Origin of the sequence: Aeromonas sp. 2HA2 (assembly GCF_029237345.1) — a bacterium.
Lineage (GTDB): Bacteria > Pseudomonadota > Gammaproteobacteria > Enterobacterales > Aeromonadaceae > Aeromonas > Aeromonas salmonicida.
The window spans coordinates 175,235-200,381 of the sequence record NZ_JAACGB010000004.1; the positions used below are offsets into that span (position 1 = coordinate 175,235).

Here is a 25,147-nt window from a genome sequence, read left to right on the forward strand (position 1 = left end):
ACAAGACCATGCAGTAACGAAACAGGGCGCCGAAGCGCCCTGTTTCATTTCATGGCATTGTCACGCGCCGAGATACTCGGTAAAAGCGTCGATCACCTCTTCGATGTCGTCATCATTGATCTGCAGATGGGTCACCAGCCGCAGCTCGCCATAACCGGAGAAGAGGATCCCCCGCTCCTTCATGAAGGCCAGCAAAGGCGCACTCTCGCCACTCGTCAGTTGCAAGAACACCATGTTGGTCTGCACCTGGTCCAGATCCAGCCTGATGCCCGGCAGTGCCGCCAGCCCTTCGGCCAGCCGTCTGGCGCGGCGGTGATCGTCGCCAAGGCGCACCACATGCTGCTGCAGGGCAAACAGACCAGCCTGGGCCAGGATCCCCGCCTGACGCATGCCGCCACCCACCATCTTGCGCAGCCGTCTGGCACGAGCGATGAAGGCATGAGAACCCACCAGCAGCGATCCCACCGGCGCTCCCAGCCCTTTGGAAAGACAGATGGAAATACTGTCAAACGGCGCGGCCAGCTCACGCACCGAGTGGCCACTCGCCACGACTGCGTTGAACAGGCGAGCGCCGTCCAGATGCAGCAGCAAGCCGTGCTCATCGACAAACTCACGCATTTCGTGCAAATAGCTTAGCGGCAACACTTTGCCGTTATGGGTGTTTTCGAGGCAAACGAGGCGAGTCTGGGCAAAATGGGCATCGTCAGGGGCAATGGCTGCGCGCACGTCGGCCAGCGCCAGTGAGCCATCGGCCTGCATGGGCACGGGTTGCAGGGCCACAGACCCCAGCACGGCAGAACCCTGCGCCTCATAACGATAGATGTGGGCTGCCGAGCCCAGCACGACCCCTTCCCCACGCTGGCAGTGGCTCATCACCGCCAGCAAGTTGGACATGGTGCCGGATGGCAGGAACAGTGCGGCCTCTTTGCCAAGCAGGTCGGCACCATAGGCTTCCAGCCCATTGACGCCCGGATCCTCCCCATAGACATCGTCCCCAACCTCGGCATGAAGCATGCTCTGACGCATGGCATCCGTGGGTTGGGTGACAGTATCACTTCGTAAATCGATATAGCGCATGACATCCCTCCTGGTGCAGGAGGATGACGTTAGCCAGCGCAGGCTGGCTTGGCAAGCAGGGAGTTTCTGGAATGTGAGCCCGGTGACCGCCTACCAGGGCAGCGGCTGCCCCAGCAGATCAACAAAAGCGCCAGATTGAGTCAGGGACAAGCCTGCAATTAAAGTCAGCAAAGAGGGGGCAACCTGGGCGGGGTCCTGCAACGGAGCAGATGCCAGTGCATGAAGAAAAGGCTGGTTCATGGGGGTTGCCATGAGGCCAGGGTGTATCGTGATCACGCCGGACTTGGGAAAGCGCTCGGCCCACTCATGGGCAAGGGTCCTGACCCCCATGTTGAGGGCCGCCTTGCTCATGCGGTAGCTGTAACGTTCCCCTTGTTCATTTGCGCCTATGGCTCCCGCCAGATCAGAAATGGCACAGAGCCAGACTTGGCTATCCTCCGCCATCAGGCGGCCAAGCCGGGCAGCCACGGCCAGAGTGGGCCAGGCATTGGCCAGCAGGCTGTCACACAGCCACTTGGGATTGACCTCCTCTACCCGCTTCTCCGGCATGAAGTTGATATCGTGCAACAGGCCTATGGTGTTGATCACCACGCTCGGCAGGGCGACTGTGTCATAGAGGGTGAACAGCGCATCGAAAGAGAGCGGATCCACCTCCTGCAACGGAAAGTAGCAGGCCGGATCCAGTCCTTTTGGCAGTTGCCTGCCCGCCAGTACCAGCTCCTCGCCACGGGCTGACAGCTCCCTGGCCAGCGCCGTGCCCAATCCACCACTGCCCAAGATCAGATAGCCCATCACCCTCTCCCTGGATTGACTGCCTGTTTAGAGGTTATCAGAATAATGACCGCTTGCCGCCAAGGGGAGGCGGCAACCCCCATGCGGCTTTATGCCTCACCCAGATGTTTGCCAAACTCCCGTGCCAGCGCCAGATCCAGAAAACCATCTGCCTTCTTGTGGCTGCGCAAGAACTGGTAATACGCGAGCAGGGTGACCAGCTGTTTTTCATCTGGCAGGGATTGCTCGGGAACCAGCTCCTGCAGCAGGGTGCCGGCGGCGGCCAACGCCTCCCGATCCACTACTTCCGCCTGTCGATAGAGGTAGCCGCAACCGGTGGCGAGCCACTCCAGCGAACAGTTGGCTCCCATGGCAATCTGGTTTGCCTTGCCAAGGCCGGGCTCGGCTCCCTTCAGGTACTTGCGGATCAGGGCTTCACTCAAACCCACCTTGCGGGCGAAGGCGCTGACACTGCCCTCCCCGATCAGACTCTGCAACCGCGCGGCAAATCCGTCCATCATGAATCCCGTCAGAACTAAAGTTCGAATGAACAAAAACCACATTATTGCCTTGCCAGGCAGAAGAGACCAAGATGCTGGCAGCATTTATTCCCCAAGGAGTCACCCATGTCTGTATCTCGCCTCGCCCTGCACGCCCAGGGCCCGACCTTCTCTCGCCTTATCATGGGCTACTGGCGTCTGATGGAGTGGCAGCTCTCCCCGGCCGCCCTGCTCGATCTGATGAAGTACCACCTGGACCTGGGGGTGACCACCATAGATCACGCCGATATCTATGGTGGCTACCAGTGCGAAGAGGCATTTGGCCATGCCCTGCGCCTGGAACCCTCCTTGCGTGACCGGATGGAAATCGTCAGCAAGTGTGGTATCGCCCTCACCGCCAAGCCTGAGCATGCCCTCAACCACTACAACACCGGCAAGGCGCACATCATCGCCAGTGCCGAGGACTCCCTGCGCAAACTCGCGACCGATCACCTGGATTTGTTGCTGATCCACCGTCCGGACCCCCTGATGGATGCCGATGAGGTGGCCGATGCCTTTATCAGCCTCAAGCAGGCGGGCAAGGTGAAACATCTGGGGGTGTCCAACTTCAGTGCCCGCCAGTTCGAGCTGCTGCAGTCCCGCCTGCCCTTCCCGCTGGTCACCAATCAGCTGGAGATATCGCCCCTGAATCAGAGCACGACGCTGGATGGCACCCTGGATCTCTGTCAGCAACTGCGCATCAAGCCCATGGCCTGGTCCTGCCTGGGTGGCGGACGCCTGTTCGAAGGCCAGGAGTATGCGCCGCTGCGCGCCGAGCTCGAGCAGATCCGTCATGAAGTGGGAGCCCAGAACATAGAGCAACTGGTGTACGCCTGGGTAATGATGCTTCCAAGCCAGCCGTTGCCGCTGATTGGCTCAGGCAAGCGGGAGCGGATTGCCGCTGCCGTGGCAGCCGAGTCCATAGCGCTCACTCGCCAGCAGTGGTTCCGCATTCGCAAAGCGGCGCTTGGTTACGACGTACCCTGACCCCTGCTTGATGGCCCAATCGCGCACAAACAAAAACGGCATGGGAAAACCCATGCCGTTTTGCATTAACGAGGCAACTCAACGATGACGCTGGGGGCGACCACGTGGTGCATCTGTCTTCGGTTTGGCTTGGTTGACTGTGATGGTACGGCCACCGATCTCGGTGCCATGCAAACCGGCGATGGCCTTTTCGGCATCGCCATTAACAGGCATTTCAATAAAGCCAAACCCCTTGGACTGACCGGTATCTCGGTCGATGATGATATCGACCTTGTCTACCTGTCCAAATTGGCTGAACACGGTTGTCAGTTCGTCGGCCGTCATCCGGTACGACAGATTACCTACGTAAATCTTCATGCCATCCACTCTCGATTCAAGGTGCCTTCTCTATCCCATCACCAACACAAAGGTAAGGGCACAACCCCCATGCCGGACCTGCCAGGGCGTCATGCCTTGGCACTCCCCGTTCTGCTCACTCAAGTCATTGATCTCTTGGGTGAACAGAACAGGCAAGATCAATTCGAGTCACTGGCAGTATCTGAGCTTTGAGCTGGATTGTCGAGAAAATAGTCAGTTCAAACCGGGAGCAGCTCGTTCAGTACCCCCTTGATCGCCCGGCGGCTATGCCAGGCTCGTTTAAAGCCAAAGCGGTAGATGCCAGGGGCAACCTCATGGGTCCCTTCGCGGCCCAGCCCCATAAGCGTGGTCGCCGCAGCAAGCTGTGCACAGTCGAGTCGAAGGTCCAGACTGAACGCCAGCCACTGGCCGTCGTGACCTACCTTGTACTCCCGTTCGATGGCCACCAGCGCTGTTTTAGGCAAGGCCAGCGCCTGATCATCGCTGCCGTTGAGCAGATAGAGGTGCTCGTCATCCCAACCCAGTTCGGCCAGCCGCCAGCGTTGCCAACTGCGTGGCAGAGAGACCAGGATCCCAGTGATGCCCCCGAAGATGACCCCAACCCAGTGGAGCAACCCCATGGCACCCCGTCCATACCACAAGGAGGCAGCCACCACGCCCCAACTCGTCAGCAACAACAGAAAAATGACGCAGCGATAGGGCATTGCCGGCGGCATCAGCAAGCGAACCCCGGGGGTTGCCAGCAAGGATGTAATTCGCATGAAAGGTTCCTGTGACCGTGAAATGGCGCCATTGTGAATAGACCTCACGGGACTGACAAGGGGGTTTTCTTTGTCATCCCCCTATAAAATCAATACCATGGCATCAATGATACTCAATGGAACTTGTTTCTTGACCAGCTCGCAGCCCTGTGTGCGCTTTTGTGGCGTCAACAAATTCTACGGTGACTTCCAGGCCCTGCATCAGATTGACCTCACCATAGCGCGGGGGGAGAAGTGGGTTATCTGCGGCCCGTCAGGTTCGGGAAAGTCCACGCTGATCCGCACCATCAACGGCCTGGAGGGGATAGACAGCGGCCAGCTGTTCCTGTTTGGCGAGCCCGTTACCCCCGCCTACCTTCGTCGTCTGCAAGGGCGAGTCGGCATGGTGTTTCAGCAGTTCAACCTGTTTCCCCATATGACGGTGCTGGAAAACCTGATGGTGGCCCCTGTACATACGCTGGGACTGAGCACGCAAGCGGCCAAAACCCGTGCCCTCGGCCTGCTGGAACGCGTACGCATTCAGGCACAGGCCGACAAGTACCCCCACCAGCTCTCAGGCGGCCAGCAGCAGCGCGTGGCCATCGCCCGCTCCCTCTGCATGCAGCCGGAACTGATGCTGTTTGATGAGCCGACGTCTGCCCTCGATCCCGAGATGATCCGCGAGGTACTGGATGTGATCCGCGAGCTGGCTGACGAGGGAATGACGCTTATCTGCGTCACCCACGAGATGGGTTTTGCCCGCCAGGTGGCGGACCGGGTGCTCTTCATGGATGAGGGCAAGATCATCGAATCCGCCCCGCCGGCTCAGCTGTTCAGCAAGCCTGCTCACCCGAGAACCAGTGCCTTTCTCGAGCAGGTGCTCAGCTACCATGGCTGATACCCGACCCACCCGCCTCGCCAGCTGGTTGCTGGCAATCCTGTTGCTGATCCTGCTGCTGGGCTGGGTGCTCTACAGTGGTGCCCATCAGATGGGTTATGAGTGGCAGTGGCAGCGGGTCGGCCCCTTTCTCGGGGAGTGGGAAGATGGCGACTTCTACCCTGGCCCACTGCTCAGCGGCTTGCTGGTTACCCTGCAAGTCGCCTTGCTCAGTCTGGTTGGCACCCTGGTCGTCGGGTGTTCCGTCGTCAGCCTGCGTCTGCTTCCCTCTCGTCTGGGCCCCTGGCTTGCCGTCACCTATCTGGCGCTGGTGCGCACCACGCCCCAGCTGGTGCAACTCTACATCCTCTATTTTCTGCTGGGCCCCATGTTGGGACTGGCCCCGCTCGCCTGCGCCGTGCTGAGTCTCTCCCTCTATCAGGGGGCCTTCACCGCCGAAGTGTTGCGAGCAGGAATACAGGCCATCCCCAGCGGACAGTGGGAGGCAGCGCGCTCTCTTGGTTTGTCACGGGCCATCACACTGCGCAAAGTGATACTGCCGCAACTGGTTCGTATCGTGCTGCCTCCGCTCACCAACGAGCTGGTGTCCCTCATCAAGCACTCGGCGCTGGTGAGTGTCATCGCCATCTTCGATCTCACCAACGAAGGGCGTACTCTGGTGGCCGATACCTTCCTCACCTTTGAGGTGTGGTTCACCGTGGCCGCCCTCTATTTGCTGTTGACGCTGACACTGTCAGCCTGTTCGCGGGCGCTCGCCCGTTATCTGGATCCGGAACAACAAGGACGCTAACCATGTCACTCTCGTTCAAAACCGCCCTGTCGGGCGCAGCCCTGCTCTTTACCGCTCTCTTTACCCCTGCCCAGGCAGAAGGCGAGGCATCTGCCACCCTGGCGCAGATAGAACAAAGCGGCACCCTGCGGGTTGGCATGTCCACCTTTGCCCCCTGGGCGATGCGCGACAAACAAGGCGCCCTCATCGGCTTCGAAATCGATGTTGCCCGCCGCCTGGCCACCGATAACGGCTGGCAGGTCGAATTCGTCCCCACCGCCTGGGATGGCATCATTCCTTCCCTGCTGGCAAAAAAATATGACGTCATCATAGGCGGCCTCACCATCACACCCGAACGGGAGAAGAGCGTGCGCTTCACTCAGGCCTACTCCCACTCAGGCATCCAGCTGGCCGCCTCAAAGGCGCAGGCCCAGGACAAAAAGACGCTGTCCGACTTCAACCAGCGCGGCGTGATCCTGGCGGTGCGCCGTGGCGCCTCACCGGTGCAGGTCGCCAAGGAGAACTTCCCCAAGGCGACTCTTCGCCAGTTCGATGATGAATCTCAAGTGTTTCAGGAAGTACTGAACGGCCGCGCCCACGGCGCCCTCTCCTCTTCCCCGAAACCGGAACAAGAGACACTGCGCCACCCCGAAGCTCTTTTTATGCCGTTTGCCGAACCGCTGTCGCAAGGCAGCGAAGGCTTTGCACTGCGCAAAGGGGATGACGCCCTGGCCGAGCAGTTCAACGAGTGGATCGCCGCCCGTCAGGCCGACGGCTGGCTCAAGGTCCGTCATGACTACTGGTTCAAGTCGCTGGCATGGGAAGCCCAGGTCGCCAATCCCTGATGCTGATTGCCATCAAACGCGCTACCCGAGCCGTCGGCTGGCTCGACGGGATACTCATGCTGATACTGCTGCTGGCAGGCATGTGGCTTGCCAGCAGATTGCACCTTGGCGTGGCCTACCAATGGCACTGGCAGGCCGCCTTTGAGTTGCTGTTCACGCGCGGCCCCCAGGGTGAGTTGCCCTATTTTTTCAGCGGCTTGCTCACCACCTTGCGCATCGCCCTGCTCGGCATGGCACTGGCGCTGCTGCTGGGCACTGCGCTGGGTCTGGCGGCATTCAGCCGCCGTCCCTGGCTGGTGTTGCCGGCGACCCTGTTCATCCAGTTGATCCGCAATCTGCCGCCGCTGGTGTTTATCTTCATTTTCTACTTCTTTATCGCCAATCAATTACTGCCGGCGAGCGGCCTCTCCCGCTGGCTCGGCACTCTGTCACTCTCCCCCTGGCAAGAGGCGCTGCTGGGCCCGCCCGCCAGATGGGAGAACCTCATCTCTGGCACCCTCTGTGTCGGCATGATCAGCGCCGCCTTCGTCGCCGAGATAGTCCGTGCCGGTCTCGCGGCCGTGCCCAAAGGGCAGTGGGAAGCGGCGCAGAGTCTGGGGCTCTCGCCTCGGGTGCGGCTGCGCCGGGTGATCCTGCCCCAGGCCATGTTGCTGATGCTGCCTCCCCTCACCGGCCAGCTCATCGCACTGGTGAAGGATACCGCCATCGTTTCCCTCATTTCGGTGCAAGAGCTCACCTTCGTCGGCACCGAGATGGCCAACTCCAGCGGGCTGGTTTATGAAATCTGGCTACTGGTGGCGGCCGCCTATTTATTGATATGTTTGAGTCTGTTTGTGCTGCTCAGCCGACTCGAAGCAAAACAAGGAGCCCATAGATGCTGACGTCCCTGTTACTGGCCTCTGTACTGCAGGCCGAGGCGATCGGCGGTTATGCCGCCGGTTGCCTCAAAAACGGCATGGCCCTGCCACTGGAGGGACCCGGGTATCAGGTGATCCGCACCAAGCGGCTGCGTTACTACGGTCATCCCGACCTCATCCACTATCTGCAGGGGCTGGCCAACCAGACCCGCATGGCGGGCATGCCGGATCTCTATATCGCCGATCTGGCGATGGCCCGCGGCGGCCCCTTTACCTCGGGCCATCGCAGTCACCAGACGGGCCTGGATGCCGACATCTGGTTTCGCATGGCCAACCGCCCCATCAGCAAGTGGGAGCAGGATGCCCCCAAGGAGTGGGCGCTGATCGACGAGCCCAGCTATCGGGTATTGCCGGGTCGCTTCGGTCCGGAGCAACTGAACCTGTTGCGACTGGCTGCCAGCAAGCCCGAGGTGGCGCGCATCTTTATCAACCCCGTCATCAAGGGAGAGGTGTGCAAACGGGCCGCCGATGAGCCCTGGGTTGCCAAACTGCGCCCCTGGGTCGGCCACTTCAGCCACTTTCATGTGCGGTTGCGCTGCCCCGTCGGCAGCCCGGATTGCGAGCCACAAGCCCCCATTCCCCCCGGCAATGGCTGCGGCGCCGAGCTGGCCTCCTGGCTCAAGGACAAGCCACAGCTACCCAAGGTCTCAGGTATCAACAAGATGCCCATCCTGCCCGCCCGTTGTGGCAACTGACCCCAAGCTGGTATGGTGTGCCCATATCCGCTAGAAATTTCAATGGAGAACAACAAGATGGCCACTTCACTCTGGCGCAGCACCACGCAGAGCCTGTTGACACTGACCCTGCTGCTGGGATTGACCGGCTGCGGCATGAACAATATTCCGACCCTGGATGAGCAGGTCAAGGCGAGCTGGGGCCAGGTCGAGAATCAGTATCAGCGCCGCGCCGATCTCATTCCCAATCTGGTGGCCACCGTCAAGGGCTACGCCAGCCACGAACAGGAGACCCTCAAAGCAGTCACCGATGCCCGAGCCAGGGTTGGCAGTGTGCAGGTGAGCGATCCGGCCCAGCTCAAGGAGTTTGAAGCGGCCCAGAACCAGCTCTCCAGTGCCCTCTCCCGCCTGATGGTGGTGGTGGAGCGCTATCCGGATCTCAAGGCAGATCAGCAATTCCTCACCCTGCAGGCGCAGCTGGAAGGCACCGAAAACCGCATCTCGGTAGCACGCCGTGACTACATAGAGGCGGTGCGCCAGTTCAATACCGAGATCCGCACCTTCCCCGGCGTCATCTGGTCCAAGCTGCTCTATTCGGATCTCGAAGCCAAACCGAGTTTCAGTGCCAAACCCGGGGCTGAAGAGGCTCCCAAGGTCAGCTTCCAATGAGCAAATTTGCCCGCTGGTTACTGCCCTGTCTGTTGCTCTGGACCGCAGTACTGCAAGCCGCTCCCGACTTTCCGGCCCTCAGCGGTCGTGTCGTGGACGAGGCGAACCTGATGTCCCGCAAGCAGGCCCACCAGCTGACCCAACAACTGGCCGCGTTTGAAAAACGCAGCGGCATCCAGCTGGTAGTTGTCTCCATCGACAGCCTGGATGGCGAAACCATAGAGGAGTACGGCTATCAGCTCGGTCGTCATTGGGGCATAGGCCAGAAGGGAAAGAACAACGGTGTGCTGCTGCTGATCGCCCAAGATGAGCGCAAAGTGCGTATCGAAGTGGGCTATGGGCTGGAGGGTGCCCTGCCCGATGCCATTGCCGCCAACATCATCCAGACCCGGATCCTGCCCGCCTTCAAACGTGGCGACATGGTTGCGGGCGTGGTGGCTGGCAGCCAGAGCATCATGCAGGCACTGGCGGGTGAATATCAGCCAGTGGACACCGCCAAAAAAGAGGGCAAGCTGGGTGGTCCCTGGCTGTTCATTCTGATGGTGATTGTGATGATAGTGCTGCATAACCTGCGCGGAGGCGGTGGGGGCGGTGGCGGTGGTCGACGCCGCGCGGCTTTTCTGGCCGGTGGTTTTGGCGCCGGTAGCTTCGGCGGCAGAGGAGGTGGCGGCGGTGGCTTCAGCGGTGGCGGCGGCAGTTTTGGTGGCGGTGGTGCCTCCGGTGGTTGGTAACAGGAATAAAGAGACAGACCATGATTTCTAAACAGTTCTTTCACACTCTGCAGGCCAAGGTTCGCGAGGCGGAGCTGGAAACAGACGCCGAGCTGGTCACAGTACTGGCCCCGGCCAGCGACGGCTATCGCTACATTCCCACTCTGTGGGCAGCCCTGATTGCCATGCTCACTCCCCTGCTGGTGTTCGAACTCGGCTTCTGGCTCGGCTGGTACGAGATACTGCTGGCACAGTGGTCAGTCTGGTTGCTGCTGAGCATACTGTTCCACTGGACTCCCATCAAAATGTACCTGATCCCGAAGAAGGTACGCAGGCACAGAGCCGCCCTGATGGCGCGCCTGCAATTTGTCGAGCAGGGGCTGCACCGCACCCGTGACAGGCTGGGGGTGCTGATCTTTGTCTCTGTGGCCGAGCACTACGTCGAGATACTGGTGGATGACGGCATCGCCCAGCACATTGACAATGCCCAGTGGCAGGCGATCATCGATGACTTCACCCGCCGGGTACGCAACAAGGAGGTGGAGCAGGGATTCCTCGAATGCGTGGAACGCACCAGCGCCATCCTGACCGACGCCTTCCCGGCTACACGGGATCAAAACGAGCTGCCCGACAGCCTGATCATCCTGGACAAGCCCTGATCGGGTTTAAAATATCGGCATTTTGTTCAAGGGATAGCCGCTCGATAAAGATTATGAAAAATAAGGGGAAAAGTGGTTGACCCAGGCAGCCCTTTCCCCTAAATTACGCCCCGTTCCGGCGCAACAGCGCAGCGAACTCAGTGTTGGCCGAACACGTTAAACTCTGGTCGAAAATCTGGTGTGGTGTCCGAGAGGCTGCCCACCTACGAAGTCGGCAAGAAAGCACGCACAGCGTGATCCGAAAGCCACTTCAAAGCAGTAAAAATTTGGTGAGGTGTCCGAGTGGCTGAAGGAGCACGCCTGGAAAGTGTGTATACGGCAACGTATCGAGGGTTCGAATCCCTCCCTCACCGCCAAATTCAAAAAAACCGACCTGATGGTCGGTTTTTTGCTTGTGGGGAAACCGCAACGCTGATGTCGACGAGGGAGGGTGAGAACCCTCGCTGGGTTCGAGCAGAGCAGCTTGCTGCGATGAACGGCCAACGGCCGCCCCGAAGGGGTGAGCCACGCAGTGGCGAATCATCCCTCCCTCACCGCCAAATTTAAAAAACCGACCTCAGGGTCGGTTTTTTGCTTTTGGGCCGGCCTATCCTCTGCTGCCGACTCTCCTTCCTCTACTCTTACCAAGATTGCATGCTGCAGTGTTGGACGCTCTCCCCTCTGCCCGACCAAATTCCCTTCATTCCCCTCTCGCTGTGTAAACCCGCCATCTTTGCCCATCTCTACGAAACACTGTTTTGCGGGCTTGTTCCAGCCGTTGAAAATCATTCTCAAATGAGAAAATTGACCTTTGTAGCAAAAAACAATTTTACCCCCGCCGATTAATTATTAATCCGCTGAAATGACATGTAAATCAGTATGAAAGTGCCATAATGCGTAACATTATTGTTAAGTCACGTGATTAATTTGGTTAGGGAAAATCTCTATGTTTGCTGATATTGCTGTTCAACATTGGGCTTTTGCCATTTATGTCATTGCAGCCATCTGCCTCTGTCTGGTGATGATCGGCCTCGCCGCCCTGCTGGGTGGCCGCGCCCACGGCCGTGCCAAAAACAAGCCCTTCGAGTCTGGCGTCGATTCGGTGGGTAACGCCCGCCTGCGCTTCTCCGCCAAGTTCTATCTGGTTGCCATGTTCTTCGTCATCTTCGACGTAGAGGCGCTTTACCTGTTTGCCTGGTCTGTTTCCGTTCGGGAAAGCGGCTGGGTCGGCTTCATTGAAGCCGCCATCTTTATCGGCTTGCTGCTGGTAGGACTCCTCTACTTGTGGCGTATCGGCGCCCTCGACTGGGCACCGAAAAAACGCGCCCTGACCGACAAGAAGCCTGACTGACTTACTGATTCTCTTTTTGAGGTTGCACCATGAAGTACACCCTGACCCGGATTGACCCGGATGCGCCCGTTGAGCGCTATCCACAGGAACAGAGCCAGACCGTCGATGACCCGCTGGCACAAGACGCGACGCGCGGCATCATGATGGGGCGTCTCGAGGAGGTGTTGCAAGACACCGTCAACTGGGGTCGCAAAAACTCCCTCTGGCCCTACAACTTCGGTATCTCCTGCTGCTATGTGGAGATGTGTACCGCGTTCACTTCCCCCCATGACGTGGCCCGTTTCGGTGCCGAAGTGATCCGGGCCTCGCCCCGTCAGGCGGATTTCATGGTGATAGCCGGTACCCCCTTCATCAAGATGGCGCCTGTCATCCAGCGACTGTATGAACAGTTGCTCGAGCCCAAGTGGGTCATTTCCATGGGCGCCTGCGCCAACTCGGGCGGCATGTATGACATCTATTCAGTGGTACAGGGGGTAGACAAGTTCCTGCCGGTCGACGTCTATATTCCGGGCTGCCCGCCCCGTCCCGAGGCCTTCCTGCAAGCCCTGATGCTGCTGCAGGACTCCATTGGCAAGGAACGCCGCCCCCTCTCCTGGGTCGTCGGCGATCAGGGTATCTACCGTCCCGACATGCCGGCCGAGAAAGACCGCAAACGGGGCGAGCGGATCAAGGTGACCAACCTGCGCACGCCGGATGAGATCTGACCATGAAACTGACTCGCGATTTTCCCAGCAATTACACCATGGCCCAGTGGCAACCCAGCGATCACCAGGATACCCAGGTTGTCGGCGAACTGTTTGCCCACTTCGGTGCCGAGCGTTTCACCGTGCAGAGTACCCGTACCGGCGTACCCGTGATCTGGCTCGCCCGCGAACTGCTGCTGGACGTGGTGGGCTTTTTGCGCAAGCTCCCCTCCCCGTTCGTGATGCTGTATGATCTCAGCGCCACCGACGAACGGCTGCGCAGCCATCGTGACGGCCTGCCCCAGAGCGACTTCACCGTCTTCTATCACTTCATCTCCATCGACCGTAACGCCGATGTGATGCTCAAAGTGCCCCTTGCCGAGAGCGACCTGCATCTTCCCACTCTCACAGGCCACTTCCCCAACGCCAACTGGTATGAGCGGGAAGTGTGGGATCTGCTGGGCATAACCTTCGACGGTCATCCCCATCTGACCCGCATCATGATGCCCAAGAGCTGGCAGGGTCACCCGCTGCGCAAGGACTATCCTGCACGGGCCACCGAGTTCGATCCCTTCATGCTCGATGCCGCCAAGCAGGACATGGAGCAGGAGAACCTGCTGTTCAAACCGGAAGAGTGGGGCATGGCCCGTGGCAACGAGAACGAGGACTATATGTTCTTGAACCTCGGTCCCAACCACCCGTCCGCCCACGGCGCCTTCCGACTGGTGTTGCAACTCGATGGCGAAGAGATCCGCAACTGCGTACCCGACATAGGTTATCACCATCGCGGTGCCGAAAAAATGGGTGAGCGCCAGTCCTGGCACAGCTATATCCCCTACACAGACAGGGTCGAGTATCTGGGCGGGGTAATGAACAACCTGCCTTACGTGCTGGCAGTGGAGAAACTGGCCGGCATCAAGGTGCCGAACCGGGTCGACGTGATCCGGGTGATGATGGCGGAGTTGTTCCGCATCCAGAGCCACCTCCTGTTCCTTGGCACCTATATCCAGGACGTGGGGGCCATGACCCCTGTCTTCTTTACCTTCACCGACCGGCAGAAGATCTACACCATCATCGAAGCCATCACGGGTGCCCGCATGCACCCGGCCTGGTTCCGTATCGGTGGCGTGGCCCACGACTTGCCCAAGGGATGGCAGCGACTGGTGCAGGACAATCTGCTGAGCTGGCTGCCCAAGCGTCTGATGGATTATGAAAAAGCCGCCATGCGTAACAGCATTTTGCGCGGGCGCACCATTGGCGTCTCTGCCTACACCACTGAGCAGGCGCTCGCCTGGGGCACGACGGGGGCGGGTCTGCGGGCCACGGGCCTCAACTTTGACGTGCGCAAGTGGCGCCCTTATTCGGGTTATGACCAGTTCGACTTCGAAGTGCCGGTGGGTAGCAATGGCGATGCCTATGACAGGGCCACGGTACGCATCGAGGAGATCCGCCAGAGCCTGTCGATCATAGATCAGTGCATGAAGAACATGCCGGAGGGGCCCTTCAAGGCGGATCACCCCCTCACCACACCGCCCCCCAAGGATCGCACCCTGCAAGACATAGAGACGCTGATCACCCACTTCCTGCAAGTGTCGTGGGGCCCTGTGATGCCGGCCGCCGAGTCGTTCCAGATGATAGAGGCCACCAAGGGGATCAACAGTTATTACCTGACCAGCGATGGCTCCACCATGAGCTACCGGACCCGGATCCGCACCCCGAGCTTTGCTCACCTGCAACAGATCCCCTCCGTGATCAAGGGCAGCATGGTGTCGGATCTCATCGTCTATCTGGGCAGTATCGATTTCGTTATGTCGGATGTGGATCGTTGAGTCCTCGGGTAATCAAACCACAGCACTCAACAACCGTGACGAGACAAAAAGAATAAGCCACAAAAGGTTAAGCCATGAGCCAGCAATGTCAGTGCCAAAACAGTCAGACCCCGCAGGGGCAGAGTGCGTGCGGGGGCAAGGGGGATGGACCCGTCCCTGGACCAACAGACGGCTTCGTCCTGAGCCAGGCCGAACGGGACGCCATCGAACATGAGAAACACCACTACGAAGATCCCCGCGCCGCCAGCATTGAAGCGCTCAAGATAGTGCAGCAGGCCAGGGGCTGGGTACCGGACGGTGCCATTTATGCCATCGCCACCGAGCTCGGCATTCCCGCCAGCGACGTGGAAGGGGTCGCCACTTTCTACAGTCAGATCTTCCGTCAGCCGGTAGGCCGCCACATCATCCGCGTCTGTGACAGCATGGTCTGTTACATCAACGGTCACGAAGGGCTGCTGGCCGGCCTCAAGGAAGTGATGGATCTCGCCCCCGGCCAGACCAGCGCCGATGGCCGCTTCACCCTGCTGCCCGTCTGCTGCCTCGGCAACTGCGACAAGGGCCCGGCCCTGATGATCGATGACGACACCTATGGCGGGCTCGATGCCGCCACACTGATCAAGACGCTGGAGGCTTATCCATGAGTCTTCCAATCAACAAGATCCTCGCCTCTCTCGGCACCGCCAACCGCACGGCCCGGGCCCCCAAGACTCATCCGCTCACCTGGCGACTGCGTGACGACGGCCAGCCGGTCTGGCTGGATGAATACCAGAGCAAGCAAGGCTATGACGCTGCCCGCAAGGCGCTGGGCCAGATGAGCCCTGATGAGATAGTCGGCACCGTCAAGGATGCCGGTCTCAAGGGTCGTGGCGGCGCCGGCTTCCCCACAGGGGTGAAGTGGGGGCTGATGCCCAAAGACGAGAGCATGAACATACGTTACCTGCTCTGCAATGCCGACGAGATGGAACCCAATACCTGGAAAGATCGCCTCTTGATGGAGCAGCTGCCCCACCTGCTGATCGAGGGCATGCTCATCTCCGCAAAGGCGCTCAAGGCCTATCGCGGCTATATCTTCCTGCGCGGTGAATACGTGGATGCCGCCGTCCATCTGCGCCGTGCGGTGATCGAGGCCAAGGCCGCCGGCCTGCTCGGCAAGAACATTCTGGGATCCGGCTTTGATTTCGAGCTGTTCGTCCACACCGGCGCCGGGCGTTACATCTGTGGCGAAGAGACGGCGCTGATCAACTCACTGGAAGGGCGGCGCGCCAACCCGCGCGCCAAGCCCCCCTTCCCCGCCGTTTCCGGCGTCTGGGGCAAACCCACCTGCGTCAACAACGTCGAAACCCTGTGCAACGTGCCAGCCATCATAGGCAATGGCGTGGCCTGGTATCAGGGGCTGGCGCTGCCGGGTTCTGAAGATCACGGCACCAAGCTGATGGGTTTCTCCGGCAAGGTGAACAACCCCGGCGTTTGGGAGCTGCCCTTTGGCATCACGGCCCGCGAGCTGTTTGAGCACTACGCCGGTGGCATGAAGCCAGGCTACCGCCTCAAGGCGTGGCAACCGGGCGGGGCTGGCACCGGCTTCCTGCTGCCAGAGCACCTGGATGCCCAGATGTATACCGCCGGTATCGGCAAGGTGGGCACCCGCATGGGGACGGGTCTGGCCATGGCAGTCGATGACAGCGTCAGCATGGTAGGGCTCTTGCGCAACATGGAAGAGTTCTTCGCTCGCGAATCCTGCGGTTGGTGCACCCCGTGCCGTGATGGCCTGCCCTGGAGCGTCAAGCTGCTGCGGGCGCTGGAGCGTGGCGAGGGACAGCAAGGGGATCTCGCGACCCTGGAGCAGCTTTGCAATTTCCTTGGGCCGGGCAAAACCTTTTGTGCCCACGCGCCCGGCGCCGTCGAGCCCCTTGCCAGCGCACTCAAGTATTTCAGATCCGAATTCGAGGCCGGTATCAAGGGGCCAAGCGACCATCACTCGCTGCTCAAAGGGATCCAGCCCAATCTGCTGGGCGAACGCTGGTAAGCGCCAAGGCGCATCGGGCAATAGCCGATTTCACCATAGGTTTCAGGAACGTTGTATGGCGACCATTTTTGTAGACGGTAAAGAGTACGAGGTAGACGGGGCAGACAACCTGCTGCAGGCCTGTCTGTCGCTGGGTCTGGACGTCCCCTATTTTTGCTGGCATCCGGCGCTGGGTAGCGTGGGCGCCTGCCGCCAGTGTGCGGTCAAGCAGTATCAGAATGCCGACGACAAGCGCGGCCGGCTGGTCATGTCCTGCATGACCCCCTCTACCGATGGCACCTATATCTCCATCGAAGACGAAGAGGCGAAAGAGTTTCGCAAGTGTGTGGTGGAGTGGCAGATGACCAACCACCCCCACGACTGCCCTGTCTGTGAAGAGGGCGGAGCCTGCCACCTGCAGGACATGACGGTGATGACAGGCCACAACAGCCGCCGCTACCGCTTTACCAAGCGTACCCACCAGAATCAGGAACTGGGGCCCTTCATCAATCACGAGATGAACCGCTGCATCGCCTGTTATCGCTGCGTGCGTTACTACAAGGATTACGCCGGTGGCGAGGATCTGGGGGTCTATGGCGCCCACGACAACGTCTATTTCGGCCGGGTCGAAGATGGCACCCTGGAGAGCGAATTCTCCGGCAACCTGGTGGAGATCTGCCCCACCGGCGTTTTCACCGACAAGACCCACTCAGAGCGTTACAACCGCAAGTGGGACATGCAGTTTGCCCCCAGCGTCTGCCAGCAGTGCTCGGTGGGCTGCAACATCAGCCCGGGTGAGCGTTATGGCGAGCTGCGCCGCATAGAAAACCGCTTCCATGGCGGCATCAATCACTACTTCCTGTGCGATCGTGGCCGCTTTGGCTATGGCTACGTCAATCTGGCTGACCGTCCCCGTCAACCGCTGCTTCGGGTAGACAAAGAGCAGCGCGATGGCAACGACCCGCTGGCCATCACTGTGGATGGCGCCCTCAACCGCGCCGCCGATGCCCTGCGCACCGCCAGCGCCGTCATCGGCATCGGCTCACCGCGCGCGTCGCTGGAGAGCAACTTCGCCCTGCGCGAACTGGTCGGGGCCGACAACTTCTATTGCGGCGTTGAGCAAAGCGAGTGGGCGTGCCTGCAAAAGATGCTGCACATACTGCAGCACAGCGGCATTCGCACCCCGAGCCTGCGGGACATGGAAGAGGCCGACGCCATTCTGGTGCTCGGTGAAGATGTCACCATGAGCGCCGCCCGTATCGCCCTGGCGCTGCGCCAATCGGTCAAGGGCAAGGCCCGTGAAATCGCCCGCAAAATGAAGGTGGACTTGTGGCAGGTCGCCGCTGTGCAGACCCTGGGCCAGAATGAGCGCTATCCGCTGCTCATCACCAGCCTGGACAGCACCCGCCTCGACGACGTGGCGGCAGAAAAACTGCACGCCCCCCATGCGGATCAAGCCCGCCTCGGCTTTGCCATCGCCCATCTGCTCGACAGCTCGGCGCCAGCCCTGTCCGATCTCGGCCAAGAGCAGCAGGCGCAAGCCGCTCGCTGGGCCGACCTGCTTGGCAATGCCAAAAAGCCGCTCATCATCGCAGGCTCGGGCGCCCGCACCCCGGCATTGATCGACGCGGCCAGCAACATCGCCCGCGCCCTCAAAGGCCGCGGTCAGGACGTCAGTCTGGCACTGGTGGCACAAGAAGCCAACAGCCTGGGGCTGGCCATGCTGGCCGGCAACGCCGCCCCGCTGGAAGCCGCACTCACCCGCATCGAGGCCCAGGATAATCTGGCGCTGGTGACCCTGGAGAACGATCTCTACCGCCGTGCCCCGCGCAATCGGGTCGATGCCGCCTTCAATCGTCTGCAACACCTGCTGGTCATCGATCATCAGGCTACCCAGACCGCTCAAAAAGCCGATCTGGTGCTCCCTGCCGCCAGCTTTGCCGAGGCCGATGGCACCCTGGTCAATATGGAGGGGCGCGCCCAGCGCTTCTTCCAGGTCTATGCCCCCGCCTTCTACAACGCCGACATTCAGGTGCGTGAAGGGTGGCGCTGGCTGGCCGCGCTGCAAGGCGCCCTCCTGCGCCAACCGCTGCGCTGGCAGACCTATGAGCAGATAAGCCATGACTGCGCCACCAGCCATCCGCTGCTGGCCACCATGCAGGAAGCGGCCCCCAACGCCGGATTGCGGATCCGTGGCATGAAGCTGGCCCGTGAACCGCACCGCTACAGCGGCCGTACCTCCATGCTGGCGGATCAGAACGTCAGCGAACCCAGAGTGGCACAGGATCCAGATTCCCCCTTCAGCTTCTCCATGGAAGGCTATGCCGGTGCCCGTCAGCCGATGCAACAGGTGCCGTTCGCCTGGGCGCCGGGGTGGAACTCGCCCTCTGCCTGGAACAAGTTCCAGAGCGAGGTAGGTGGCAACCTCCGGGCCGGCGATCCCGGTCGCCGTCTGCTGGAGCCGGGCGACGACACCCTGGATTGGTTTGATACCGTTCCTGCCCCCTTCACCGCCCAGGAAGCCCTGCAGGTGGTCAACTATGACCAGCTGTTTGGCGGCGAGGAGCTCTCCGCCAGAAGCCCCGTCATACAGGCACGCATGAACGAACCCGAGCTGGTGCTGAACCCGGCCGATGCGGCTCGCCTTGCCCTCAAGGCGGGCAACCAGGTGAGCTTCTCCTGGGGTGGCAACCACTGGCGTCTGAAGCTGCGACTGAGCCATGCCCTGGCTCAGGGCCTGCTGGGACTGCCCCTTGGAGTGAACGGTCTGCCGACCGCACTGCAACAGGCCTATATCAACAACCTGCAGGAGGCCATCGCATGAGTGATTCCCTGATCGACCTGTTGCTGGAGGTTGGCAAGGCATTGATAGTGCTGGTGGGTATAGTGGGGGCTGGCGCCTTCATGAGCTTCATCGAGCGCCGCCTGCTGGCCCTGTGGCAGGACAGATACGGCCCCAATCGAGTGGGCCCGTTCGGCCTGCTGCAACTGGCAGCCGACATGATCAAGATGTTCTTCAAGGAAGACTGGATCCCGCCGTTCGCCGATCGCCGGATCTTCATCCTGGCTCCCATCATCGCCTTCACCGCCTTTATTCTGGCGTTTGCGGTGGTACCCATCACCCCCACCTGGGGCGTGGCGGATCTCAACGTGGGGCTGCTCTACATCCTGGCTATCGCGGGGCTCGCTGTCTATGCCGTGCTGTTCGCCGGCTGGTCGAGCAACAACAAGTACTCATTGCTCGGCAGCCTGCGCGCCTCGGCCCAGACCCTCTCCTATGAAGTGTTCCTGGGGCTCTCCCTGATGGGGATAGTGATCCAGACCGGCAGCTTCAACCTGAGAGACATAGTCGAGGCCCAGGCCGGCTTGTGGAACGTGGTGCCCCAGATACTGGGCTTCATCACCTTCCTGTTTGCCGGTGTCGCCGTCACCCACCGTCACCCGTTTGACCAGCCGGAGGCCGAGCAGGAGCTCGCCGACGGTTATCACATCGAGTACGCGGGCATGAAATGGGGTCTCTTCTTCGTGGGCGAATACATCGGCATAGTGCTGATCTCCTCGCTCATAGTGACCCTGTTCTTCGGCGGCTGGCATGGCCCCTGGTTACCCCCTTTCATCTGGTTTGCCCTGAAGACCGCCTGTTTCATGGTGTTCTTCATCCTGCTGCGGGCTTCCTTGCCAAGGCCGCGCTTTGACCAGGTGATGTCGTTTGGCTGGAAAGTCTGCTTGCCGTTGACCCTTGTCAATATGCTGATCACCGGCGCTGTGGTGCTGATAAATGTGCAGTGAGGCACGACTATGAAAATCATTAACATCATCAAGGGTGTCGGCACCCAGTTACGTAGCCTGGGCATGGTGTTCTCCCATGCCTGGCGTCCCCGCGAGACCCTGAGCTATCCGGAGGAATCCGTCTATAGCACGCCCCGCTACCGTGGTCGTATCGTACTGACCCGTGATCCTGACGGTGACGAGCGCTGCGTGGCGTGCAACCTGTGCGCCGTGGCCTGCCCGGTCGGTTGCATCTCGCTGCAAAAAGCCGAACGCGACGATGGCCGCTGGTATCCCGAGTTCTTTCGCATCAACTTCTCCCGCTGCATCTTCTGCGGCTTGTGCGAAGAAGCCTGCCCCACTACCGCCATCCAGCTGACGCCGGATTTCGAAATGGGGGAATACCGCCGCCAGGATCTGGTGTACGAGAAAGAAGATCTGCTGATCAGCGGGCCCGGCAAATACCCGGACTACAACTTCTATCGCATGAGCGGGATGGCCATCGACGGCAAGCCGAAAGGGGATGCCGAGCACGAAGCCAAACCCATCGATGTCAAAAGCCTGCTGCCCTGAGGAGTCAATCATGGAACTGGCATTTTATGCCGCGGCCCTGGTCGCCGTTTACAGCACGCTGCGGGTGATCAGCACCAGCAATCCCATGCATGCGCTGCTCAATCTCATCATTTCGATCATCGCCGTGGCCATGATCTTCTTCTGCCTGGGGGCCTCTTTCGCGGGCGCCCTGCAGGTGATCGTCTATGCGGGCGCCATCATGGTGCTGTTCGTGTTCGTGGTGATGATGCTGAACCTGGGGTCGTCCCAGGCCCAGGAGAAGAAGTGGCTCACCCCCATGACCTGGGGCGGCCCCGCCCTGCTCTCTCTCATCCTGCTCGGCTTTCTGGCCTACGGCATCCTGGGCGTGACCGGTGGTCAGCTTGGTCTGAGTGACGTCAGTGCGAAAGAGGTGGGCATAGCCCTGTTCGGCCCCTATGTGCTGGCAGTGGAGCTGGCCTCCATCCTGCTGCTGGCGGGTCTGGTGACCGCCTACCATCTGGGTCGTGAAGACAAGAGCGGCGAGGTGCTTTCTGTCCCCCGCGCCTCATCACGCTCGTCACAAGAAGGAGGACCGCTATGAATGGCATTCCAATGGAACACGGCCTTCTGCTGGCTGCGATCCTGTTCTGCATCGGGTTATGCGGTCTGCTGATCCGCCGTAACTTGCTGTTTATTCTCATGAGTATCGAGATCATGATGAATGCCTCGGCGCTGGCGTTCGTGGTGGCAGGCAGCCGCTGGGCCCAGGCCGATGGCCAGATCATGTACATACTGGTGATTTCTCTGGCGGCAGCGGAGGCCAGTATCGGCCTCGCCCTGTTACTGCTGCTCTATCGTCGTTACCACACCCTCAACGTGGACACTGTGAGCGAGATGCGCGGATGAGCCTCTTATACCTGACGTTTCTATTTCCGCTGCTGGGATGGCTGGTGCTGGCCTTCTCCATCGGCCGTTTCGGCGAGCGCACCTCGGCCCTGATCGGGGTTGGCAGCATAGGGTTGTCGGCCCTCACCACCCTGTGGGTCGGCGTCGATTTCCTCACTGCCATGCCGGTCGGCGGCGTCTATACCCAGACCCTGTGGCAATGGATGGCGGTGGGCAACTTCAGTCCCAGCTTCCGCCTCGCACTGGACGGCCTGTCGCTGACCATGCTGGGGGTAGTGACAGGGGTGGGTTTCTTCATCCACCTGTTCGCCTCCTGGTACATGCGCGGGGAAGAGGGCTATTCCCGCTTCTTCACCTATACCAACCTCTTCATCGCCAGCATGGTGTTTCTGGTGCTGGCCGATGACCTGCTGTTCGTTTACCTCGGCTGGGAAGGGGTGGGGCTGTGCAGCTACCTGTTGATCGGCTTCTACTACCGCAACCCGGCCAACGGGGCTGCCGCCCTCAAGGCGTTCGTGGTGACCCGGGTCGGCGACGTCTTCCTCGCCATCGGCCTCTTCATCCTTTACCGGGAGCTGGGCACCCTCAACATCCACGAGCTGCTGGTACGCGCCCCCGTCATGTTTGCCGAGGGCTCCCCTGCCCTCTCCCTGGCCTGCCTGATGTTGCTGGGCGGTGCGGTCGGCAAATCTGCCCAGCTGCCGCTGCAAACCTGGCTGGCGGATGCCATGGCGGGCCCGACCCCGGTCTCGGCCCTCATCCACGCCGCCACCATGGTGACCGCCGGTGTCTACCTGATTGCCCGCACCCACGGCCTCTTCCTGCTGGCCCCCGAGATCCTGCATCTGGTGGCGCTGGTCGGTGCCATTACTCTGGTGTTGGCCGGTTTCGCAGCTCTGGTGCAGACCGACATCAAGCGGATCCTCGCCTACTCCACCATGAGCCAGATTGGTTACATGTTTCTGGCCCTCGGGGTCGGTGCCTGGGAAGGGGCCATTTTCCATCTGATGACCCACGCCTTCTTCAAGGCGCTCTTGTTCCTCTCCGCCGGTGCCGTCATCGTCGCCTGCCACCACGAGCAGAACATCTTCAAGATGGGCGGCCTGCGCAAAAGCTTGCCGCTGGTCTATGCCTGCTTCCTGGTGGGGGGCTCGGCGTTGGCTGCATTGCCGCTGGTGACCGCCGGTTTCTACAGTAAAGACGCCATCCTGTGGCAGGTGCAGGCATCCGGCCAGACAACCCTGTTGTGGGCAGGTCTGGTGGGCGCCTTCCTGACCTCGCTCTATACCTTCCGCCTCATTTTCATCGCCTTCCACGGCAAGGTGCAGACGCAAGCCCATGCCGGTCACGGTCTGGCCCACCAGCTGCCGCTGCTGGTGTTGCTGGTGCTCTCCACAGGTATTGGGGCCCTGATAATGCCGCCACTGGCCGGAGTACTGCCAGCCGGGCCGGGAGACAATATCGAAGCGGGTCGCCATACCCTGGAGATCGTCTCAGGCATTGTTGCCATCGCGGGCATTGCCCTGGCGGCCTTCCTGTTCCTCGGCGAACGACGGCTGGCAAACAAGATTGCATCCAGCGCGCCGGGCCGTCTGCTCAGCACCCTCTGGTTCAATGCCTGGGGCTTTGACTGGTTGTATGAACGGCTGTGGGTCAAACCCTATCTGCTGGGGACCCGACTGCTTGGCAAGGACCCGCTGGACTGGATGATGAACCTGCCCGCCTGGCTGGCACAACGCGGCCACCAGCTGTTGGTCTGGACCGTTTCCGGCAAGTTGCGCTGGTATGCCGCCTCCATGGGGATGGGGGCCACCCTGATCCTGGCTCTGTTGCTGCTTGGCTGACCCCATGCGGCCCCTGAACGCGGACTAGTACCATTACTCGCACATAAACGAGAGCTGATATCGTGACCTTACTCTGGATCTTGTTAATTCCTTTCATCGGCGGTCTGCTCTGTTGGCAGATGGAGCGCCTTGGTGAGCAATTCGTACGCTGGGTTGCCCTGTTGTCGATGAGCGCCTGCCTGTTGCTCTCCTGCGCCATCTGGTGGAGCGGTGACTTCACCCTGATCAACCAGACCGGCGTGCCCGTCTGGGCCGCCGAGCTGCAACTGCCCTGGATCCCCCGCTTTGGCATCTCCTTGCACCTGGCGGTGGATGGCCTCTCCCTGTTGATGGTGATGCTCACCTGCTTTATCGGGGTGCTGGCCATCCTCTGCTCCTGGAAGGAGATAGTGCAGCGCATCGGCTTCTTCCACCTCAACCTGCTCTGGATCCTGGGGGGCGTGCTCGGTGTCTTCATGGCCGTGGACCTGTTCCTGTTCTTCTTCTTCTGGGAGATGATGCTGGTTCCCATGTACTTCCTGATCGCGCTGTGGGGCCATTCGGTCACCGATGGCAAGTCACGGATCAACGCCGCCACCAAGTTCTTCATCTACACCCAGGTCAGCGGCCTCATCATGCTGGTCGCCATCCTGGGGCTGGTGCTGACCCACCATGCCGCCACCGGCGTCTTCACCTTTAACTACGAGGATCTGCTCCACACCCCCATGAGCACGGGTGTCCAGTGGCTGCTGATGCTGGGCTTCTTCATCGCCTTCGCGGTCAAGATGCCGCTGGTGCCGCTGCACGGCTGGCTGCCGGATGCCCACAGTCAAGCGCCGACCGCAGGCTCGGTTGACCTGGCAGGCATCTTGCTCAAAACCGCTGCCTATGGCCTGCTGCGTTTTGCCCTGCCCCTGTTTCCGGAGGCCTCTGCCGAATTTGCCCCCTACGCCATGGCGCTGGGTCTCATTGGCATCATCTACGGCGCTCTGGTGGCCTTTGCCCAGACCGACATCAAGCGGCTGGTGGCCTACACCAGCATCTCCCACATGGGCTTTGTGATGATCGCCATCTACTCGGGCAGCGAACTGGCATTGCAAGGGGCCGTGGTGCAGATGATTGCTCACGGGCTCTCTGCCGCTGGCCTCTTCATCCTGTGTGGTCAGCTCTACGAGCGGCTGCATACCCGGGATTTGCGCCTGATGGGTGGCCTCTGGGGCCGACTGCGTTACCTGCCCGGCGTCATGCTGTTCTTCTCGGTGGCTTCCCTTGGCATGCCGGGTACCGGCAACTTCGTCGGCGAGTTCCTTATCCTGATCGGCAGTTTCCAGGTCGCCCCCGTCATCACTGTCATCGCCACCTTCGGGCTGGTGCTGGCGTCCGTCTACTCCCTCATCATGCTGCAACGGGCCTGCTTCGGTACGCCCAAAGAGACCACCATGCTCAAGGGGCTGGATCGCCGCGAACTGGTGATGATGATGACCATAGCCGGCCTGCTGGTGCTGCTCGGTGTCTATCCCCAGCCCATACTCGATACCGCTGGCAGCAGCCTGATGAGCGTGCTGCACTGGTACGCACTGCCATCCGCAGGAGCCTTGCAATGACATCTTCCTCTCAACGGCCCACCCTGTTGCCTTTCTTGCACACGACAGGAGCACTG

General features: G+C 60.6%; 26 protein-coding genes, 1 tRNA gene and 1 other RNA gene. 23 read left to right on the plus strand and 5 right to left on the minus strand.

The window, feature by feature from the left end:
- Nucleotides 1-60: 60 nt before the first annotated feature.
- From ltaE to GWQ29_RS08305, 3 genes are all read right to left on the minus strand, one after another.
- Nucleotides 61-1,077 carry a low-specificity L-threonine aldolase gene (ltaE, locus tag GWQ29_RS08295; protein ID WP_275919196.1) on the minus strand — a complete coding sequence of 339 codons (1,017 nt, stop codon included), beginning with the start codon at nucleotides 1,075-1,077 and terminating at the stop codon, nucleotides 61-63.
- Between the two features lie 90 nt (nucleotides 1,078-1,167).
- Entirely contained in the window at nucleotides 1,168-1,869 is a 702-nt protein-coding gene (locus GWQ29_RS08300; RefSeq protein ID WP_275919197.1) for an SDR family oxidoreductase, read from the minus strand.
- A gap of 89 nt (nucleotides 1,870-1,958) precedes the next feature.
- Nucleotides 1,959-2,366 (minus strand): hypothetical protein, encoded by a 408-nt coding sequence (locus tag GWQ29_RS08305; RefSeq protein ID WP_005314974.1) that lies wholly within the window; start codon nucleotides 2,364-2,366, stop codon nucleotides 1,959-1,961.
- 108 nt (nucleotides 2,367-2,474) lie between these two features.
- Here GWQ29_RS08305 and GWQ29_RS08310 point away from each other — a divergent pair, with 108 nt between their 5' ends.
- Complete coding sequence (locus GWQ29_RS08310; RefSeq protein ID WP_275919198.1) at nucleotides 2,475-3,374, plus strand: aldo/keto reductase family oxidoreductase; 900 nt, start codon at nucleotides 2,475-2,477, stop codon at nucleotides 3,372-3,374.
- A gap of 78 nt (nucleotides 3,375-3,452) precedes the next feature.
- Here GWQ29_RS08310 and GWQ29_RS08315 read toward each other — a convergent pair whose 3' ends face one another.
- Nucleotides 3,453-3,731, minus strand: a complete 279-nt coding sequence (locus tag GWQ29_RS08315) for an RNA-binding protein (protein WP_011898630.1) — start codon at nucleotides 3,729-3,731, stop codon at nucleotides 3,453-3,455.
- A 218-nt stretch (nucleotides 3,732-3,949) separates the two neighbouring features.
- Complete coding sequence (locus GWQ29_RS08320; RefSeq protein WP_275908770.1) at nucleotides 3,950-4,492, minus strand: hypothetical protein; 543 nt, start codon at nucleotides 4,490-4,492, stop codon at nucleotides 3,950-3,952.
- A 106-nt stretch (nucleotides 4,493-4,598) separates the two neighbouring features.
- Here GWQ29_RS08320 and GWQ29_RS08325 point away from each other — a divergent pair, with 106 nt between their 5' ends.
- From GWQ29_RS08325 to nuoM, 22 genes are all read left to right on the plus strand, one after another.
- Nucleotides 4,599-5,369, plus strand: coding sequence for an amino acid ABC transporter ATP-binding protein (locus GWQ29_RS08325; RefSeq protein WP_275919224.1), 771 nt, complete (start codon nucleotides 4,599-4,601; stop codon nucleotides 5,367-5,369).
- On the plus strand, nucleotides 5,362-6,159 hold the full coding sequence (locus GWQ29_RS08330; protein WP_275908769.1) for an amino acid ABC transporter permease: 798 nt from the start codon (nucleotides 5,362-5,364) through the stop codon (nucleotides 6,157-6,159). Before GWQ29_RS08325 ends, GWQ29_RS08330 begins: the two co-directional genes overlap by 8 nt.
- A gap of 2 nt (nucleotides 6,160-6,161) precedes the next feature.
- The gene (locus GWQ29_RS08335) at nucleotides 6,162-6,983 is read left to right on the plus strand and encodes a transporter substrate-binding domain-containing protein (protein ID WP_275908768.1); all 822 of its coding nucleotides are present in this window, start codon (nucleotides 6,162-6,164) and stop codon (nucleotides 6,981-6,983) included.
- Nucleotides 6,983-7,864, plus strand: coding sequence for an amino acid ABC transporter permease (locus GWQ29_RS08340; protein ID WP_345893293.1), 882 nt, complete (start codon nucleotides 6,983-6,985; stop codon nucleotides 7,862-7,864). Before GWQ29_RS08335 ends, GWQ29_RS08340 begins: the two co-directional genes overlap by 1 nt.
- Nucleotides 7,858-8,595 carry a penicillin-insensitive murein endopeptidase gene (gene mepA, locus GWQ29_RS08345; RefSeq protein ID WP_058394109.1) on the plus strand — a complete coding sequence of 246 codons (738 nt, stop codon included), beginning with the start codon at nucleotides 7,858-7,860 and terminating at the stop codon, nucleotides 8,593-8,595. The genes GWQ29_RS08340 and mepA overlap by 7 nt, the downstream gene beginning before the upstream one ends.
- A gap of 42 nt (nucleotides 8,596-8,637) precedes the next feature.
- Entirely contained in the window at nucleotides 8,638-9,243 is a 606-nt protein-coding gene (locus GWQ29_RS08350; RefSeq protein ID WP_005314946.1) for a LemA family protein, read from the plus strand.
- Complete coding sequence (locus tag GWQ29_RS08355) at nucleotides 9,240-9,974, plus strand: TPM domain-containing protein (protein WP_275919199.1); 735 nt, start codon at nucleotides 9,240-9,242, stop codon at nucleotides 9,972-9,974. The genes GWQ29_RS08350 and GWQ29_RS08355 overlap by 4 nt, the downstream gene beginning before the upstream one ends.
- A gap of 20 nt (nucleotides 9,975-9,994) precedes the next feature.
- Nucleotides 9,995-10,612: a TPM domain-containing protein gene (locus GWQ29_RS08360; protein WP_265422619.1), complete on the plus strand. Its 618-nt coding sequence runs from the start codon at nucleotides 9,995-9,997 to the stop codon at nucleotides 10,610-10,612.
- A 268-nt stretch (nucleotides 10,613-10,880) separates the two neighbouring features.
- Nucleotides 10,881-10,968 (plus strand) — tRNA-Ser (locus tag GWQ29_RS08365).
- A gap of 54 nt (nucleotides 10,969-11,022) precedes the next feature.
- Nucleotides 11,023-11,151, plus strand: a non-coding RNA gene (locus GWQ29_RS08370) — RtT sRNA.
- 386 nt (nucleotides 11,152-11,537) lie between these two features.
- A complete protein-coding gene (locus tag GWQ29_RS08375) occupies nucleotides 11,538-11,942 on the plus strand; it encodes an NADH-quinone oxidoreductase subunit A (RefSeq protein ID WP_021140926.1) in 405 nt (134 codons plus the stop codon).
- A gap of 29 nt (nucleotides 11,943-11,971) precedes the next feature.
- The gene (locus GWQ29_RS08380; protein WP_005314925.1) at nucleotides 11,972-12,646 is read left to right on the plus strand and encodes an NADH-quinone oxidoreductase subunit B; all 675 of its coding nucleotides are present in this window, start codon (nucleotides 11,972-11,974) and stop codon (nucleotides 12,644-12,646) included.
- A 38-nt stretch (nucleotides 12,647-12,684) separates the two neighbouring features.
- On the plus strand, nucleotides 12,685-14,454 hold the full coding sequence (gene nuoC / locus GWQ29_RS08385; protein WP_345893294.1) for an NADH-quinone oxidoreductase subunit C/D: 1,770 nt from the start codon (nucleotides 12,685-12,687) through the stop codon (nucleotides 14,452-14,454).
- 74 nt (nucleotides 14,455-14,528) lie between these two features.
- Nucleotides 14,529-15,095, plus strand: a complete 567-nt coding sequence (nuoE, locus tag GWQ29_RS08390; RefSeq protein WP_005314908.1) for an NADH-quinone oxidoreductase subunit NuoE — start codon at nucleotides 14,529-14,531, stop codon at nucleotides 15,093-15,095.
- Nucleotides 15,092-16,477 carry an NADH-quinone oxidoreductase subunit NuoF gene (gene nuoF, locus GWQ29_RS08395; protein WP_275919201.1) on the plus strand — a complete coding sequence of 462 codons (1,386 nt, stop codon included), beginning with the start codon at nucleotides 15,092-15,094 and terminating at the stop codon, nucleotides 16,475-16,477. Before nuoE ends, nuoF begins: the two co-directional genes overlap by 4 nt.
- Nucleotides 16,478-16,532: 55 nt before the next feature.
- A complete protein-coding gene (gene nuoG, locus GWQ29_RS08400) occupies nucleotides 16,533-19,280 on the plus strand; it encodes an NADH-quinone oxidoreductase subunit NuoG (RefSeq protein WP_275919202.1) in 2,748 nt (915 codons plus the stop codon).
- Nucleotides 19,277-20,245, plus strand: coding sequence for an NADH-quinone oxidoreductase subunit NuoH (gene nuoH / locus GWQ29_RS08405; RefSeq protein WP_021140921.1), 969 nt, complete (start codon nucleotides 19,277-19,279; stop codon nucleotides 20,243-20,245). The genes nuoG and nuoH overlap by 4 nt, the downstream gene beginning before the upstream one ends.
- A 9-nt stretch (nucleotides 20,246-20,254) precedes the next feature.
- A complete protein-coding gene (gene nuoI / locus GWQ29_RS08410; RefSeq protein ID WP_058395410.1) occupies nucleotides 20,255-20,797 on the plus strand; it encodes an NADH-quinone oxidoreductase subunit NuoI in 543 nt (180 codons plus the stop codon).
- 10 nt (nucleotides 20,798-20,807) lie between these two features.
- Complete coding sequence (nuoJ, locus tag GWQ29_RS08415) at nucleotides 20,808-21,359, plus strand: NADH-quinone oxidoreductase subunit J (RefSeq protein WP_058395411.1); 552 nt, start codon at nucleotides 20,808-20,810, stop codon at nucleotides 21,357-21,359.
- The gene (gene nuoK, locus GWQ29_RS08420) at nucleotides 21,356-21,664 is read left to right on the plus strand and encodes an NADH-quinone oxidoreductase subunit NuoK (protein ID WP_005314891.1); all 309 of its coding nucleotides are present in this window, start codon (nucleotides 21,356-21,358) and stop codon (nucleotides 21,662-21,664) included. The genes nuoJ and nuoK overlap by 4 nt, the downstream gene beginning before the upstream one ends.
- Nucleotides 21,661-23,508, plus strand: coding sequence for an NADH-quinone oxidoreductase subunit L (nuoL, locus tag GWQ29_RS08425; protein WP_265422626.1), 1,848 nt, complete (start codon nucleotides 21,661-21,663; stop codon nucleotides 23,506-23,508). Before nuoK ends, nuoL begins: the two co-directional genes overlap by 4 nt.
- A gap of 62 nt (nucleotides 23,509-23,570) precedes the next feature.
- A complete protein-coding gene (gene nuoM / locus GWQ29_RS08430) occupies nucleotides 23,571-25,091 on the plus strand; it encodes an NADH-quinone oxidoreductase subunit M (RefSeq protein ID WP_265422627.1) in 1,521 nt (506 codons plus the stop codon).
- Nucleotides 25,092-25,147 lie beyond the last annotated feature (56 nt).

Coding starts and splice junctions, on each gene's coding strand:
- GWQ29_RS08300 (WP_275919197.1), bottom strand. CDS start 1,869: ATGGGCTATCTGATCTTGGGCAGTGGTGGATTGGGCACGGCGCTGGCC.
- nuoC (WP_345893294.1), top strand. CDS start 12,685: ATGGCCCAGTGGCAACCCAGCGATCACCAGGATACCCAGGTTGTCGGC.
- GWQ29_RS08320 (WP_275908770.1), bottom strand. CDS start 4,492: ATGCGAATTACATCCTTGCTGGCAACCCCCGGGGTTCGCTTGCTGATG.
- GWQ29_RS08310 (WP_275919198.1), top strand. CDS start 2,475: ATGTCTGTATCTCGCCTCGCCCTGCACGCCCAGGGCCCGACCTTCTCT.
- GWQ29_RS08380 (WP_005314925.1), top strand. CDS start 11,972: ATGAAGTACACCCTGACCCGGATTGACCCGGATGCGCCCGTTGAGCGC.
- mepA (WP_058394109.1), top strand. CDS start 7,858: ATGCTGACGTCCCTGTTACTGGCCTCTGTACTGCAGGCCGAGGCGATC.
- GWQ29_RS08330 (WP_275908769.1), top strand. CDS start 5,362: ATGGCTGATACCCGACCCACCCGCCTCGCCAGCTGGTTGCTGGCAATC.
- GWQ29_RS08340 (WP_345893293.1), top strand. CDS start 6,983: ATGCTGATTGCCATCAAACGCGCTACCCGAGCCGTCGGCTGGCTCGAC.
- GWQ29_RS08375 (WP_021140926.1), top strand. CDS start 11,538: ATGTTTGCTGATATTGCTGTTCAACATTGGGCTTTTGCCATTTATGTC.
- nuoF (WP_275919201.1), top strand. CDS start 15,092: ATGAGTCTTCCAATCAACAAGATCCTCGCCTCTCTCGGCACCGCCAAC.
- ltaE (WP_275919196.1), bottom strand. CDS start 1,077: ATGCGCTATATCGATTTACGAAGTGATACTGTCACCCAACCCACGGAT.
- GWQ29_RS08335 (WP_275908768.1), top strand. CDS start 6,162: ATGTCACTCTCGTTCAAAACCGCCCTGTCGGGCGCAGCCCTGCTCTTT.
- nuoE (WP_005314908.1), top strand. CDS start 14,529: ATGAGCCAGCAATGTCAGTGCCAAAACAGTCAGACCCCGCAGGGGCAG.
- nuoK (WP_005314891.1), top strand. CDS start 21,356: ATGAATGGCATTCCAATGGAACACGGCCTTCTGCTGGCTGCGATCCTG.
- GWQ29_RS08355 (WP_275919199.1), top strand. CDS start 9,240: ATGAGCAAATTTGCCCGCTGGTTACTGCCCTGTCTGTTGCTCTGGACC.
- nuoL (WP_265422626.1), top strand. CDS start 21,661: ATGAGCCTCTTATACCTGACGTTTCTATTTCCGCTGCTGGGATGGCTG.
- GWQ29_RS08360 (WP_265422619.1), top strand. CDS start 9,995: ATGATTTCTAAACAGTTCTTTCACACTCTGCAGGCCAAGGTTCGCGAG.
- GWQ29_RS08350 (WP_005314946.1), top strand. CDS start 8,638: ATGGAGAACAACAAGATGGCCACTTCACTCTGGCGCAGCACCACGCAG.
- nuoJ (WP_058395411.1), top strand. CDS start 20,808: ATGGAACTGGCATTTTATGCCGCGGCCCTGGTCGCCGTTTACAGCACG.
- GWQ29_RS08305 (WP_005314974.1), bottom strand. CDS start 2,366: ATGGACGGATTTGCCGCGCGGTTGCAGAGTCTGATCGGGGAGGGCAGT.
- GWQ29_RS08315 (WP_011898630.1), bottom strand. CDS start 3,731: ATGAAGATTTACGTAGGTAATCTGTCGTACCGGATGACGGCCGACGAA.
- GWQ29_RS08325 (WP_275919224.1), top strand. CDS start 4,599: ATGATACTCAATGGAACTTGTTTCTTGACCAGCTCGCAGCCCTGTGTG.
- nuoH (WP_021140921.1), top strand. CDS start 19,277: ATGAGTGATTCCCTGATCGACCTGTTGCTGGAGGTTGGCAAGGCATTG.
- nuoG (WP_275919202.1), top strand. CDS start 16,533: ATGGCGACCATTTTTGTAGACGGTAAAGAGTACGAGGTAGACGGGGCA.
- nuoI (WP_058395410.1), top strand. CDS start 20,255: ATGAAAATCATTAACATCATCAAGGGTGTCGGCACCCAGTTACGTAGC.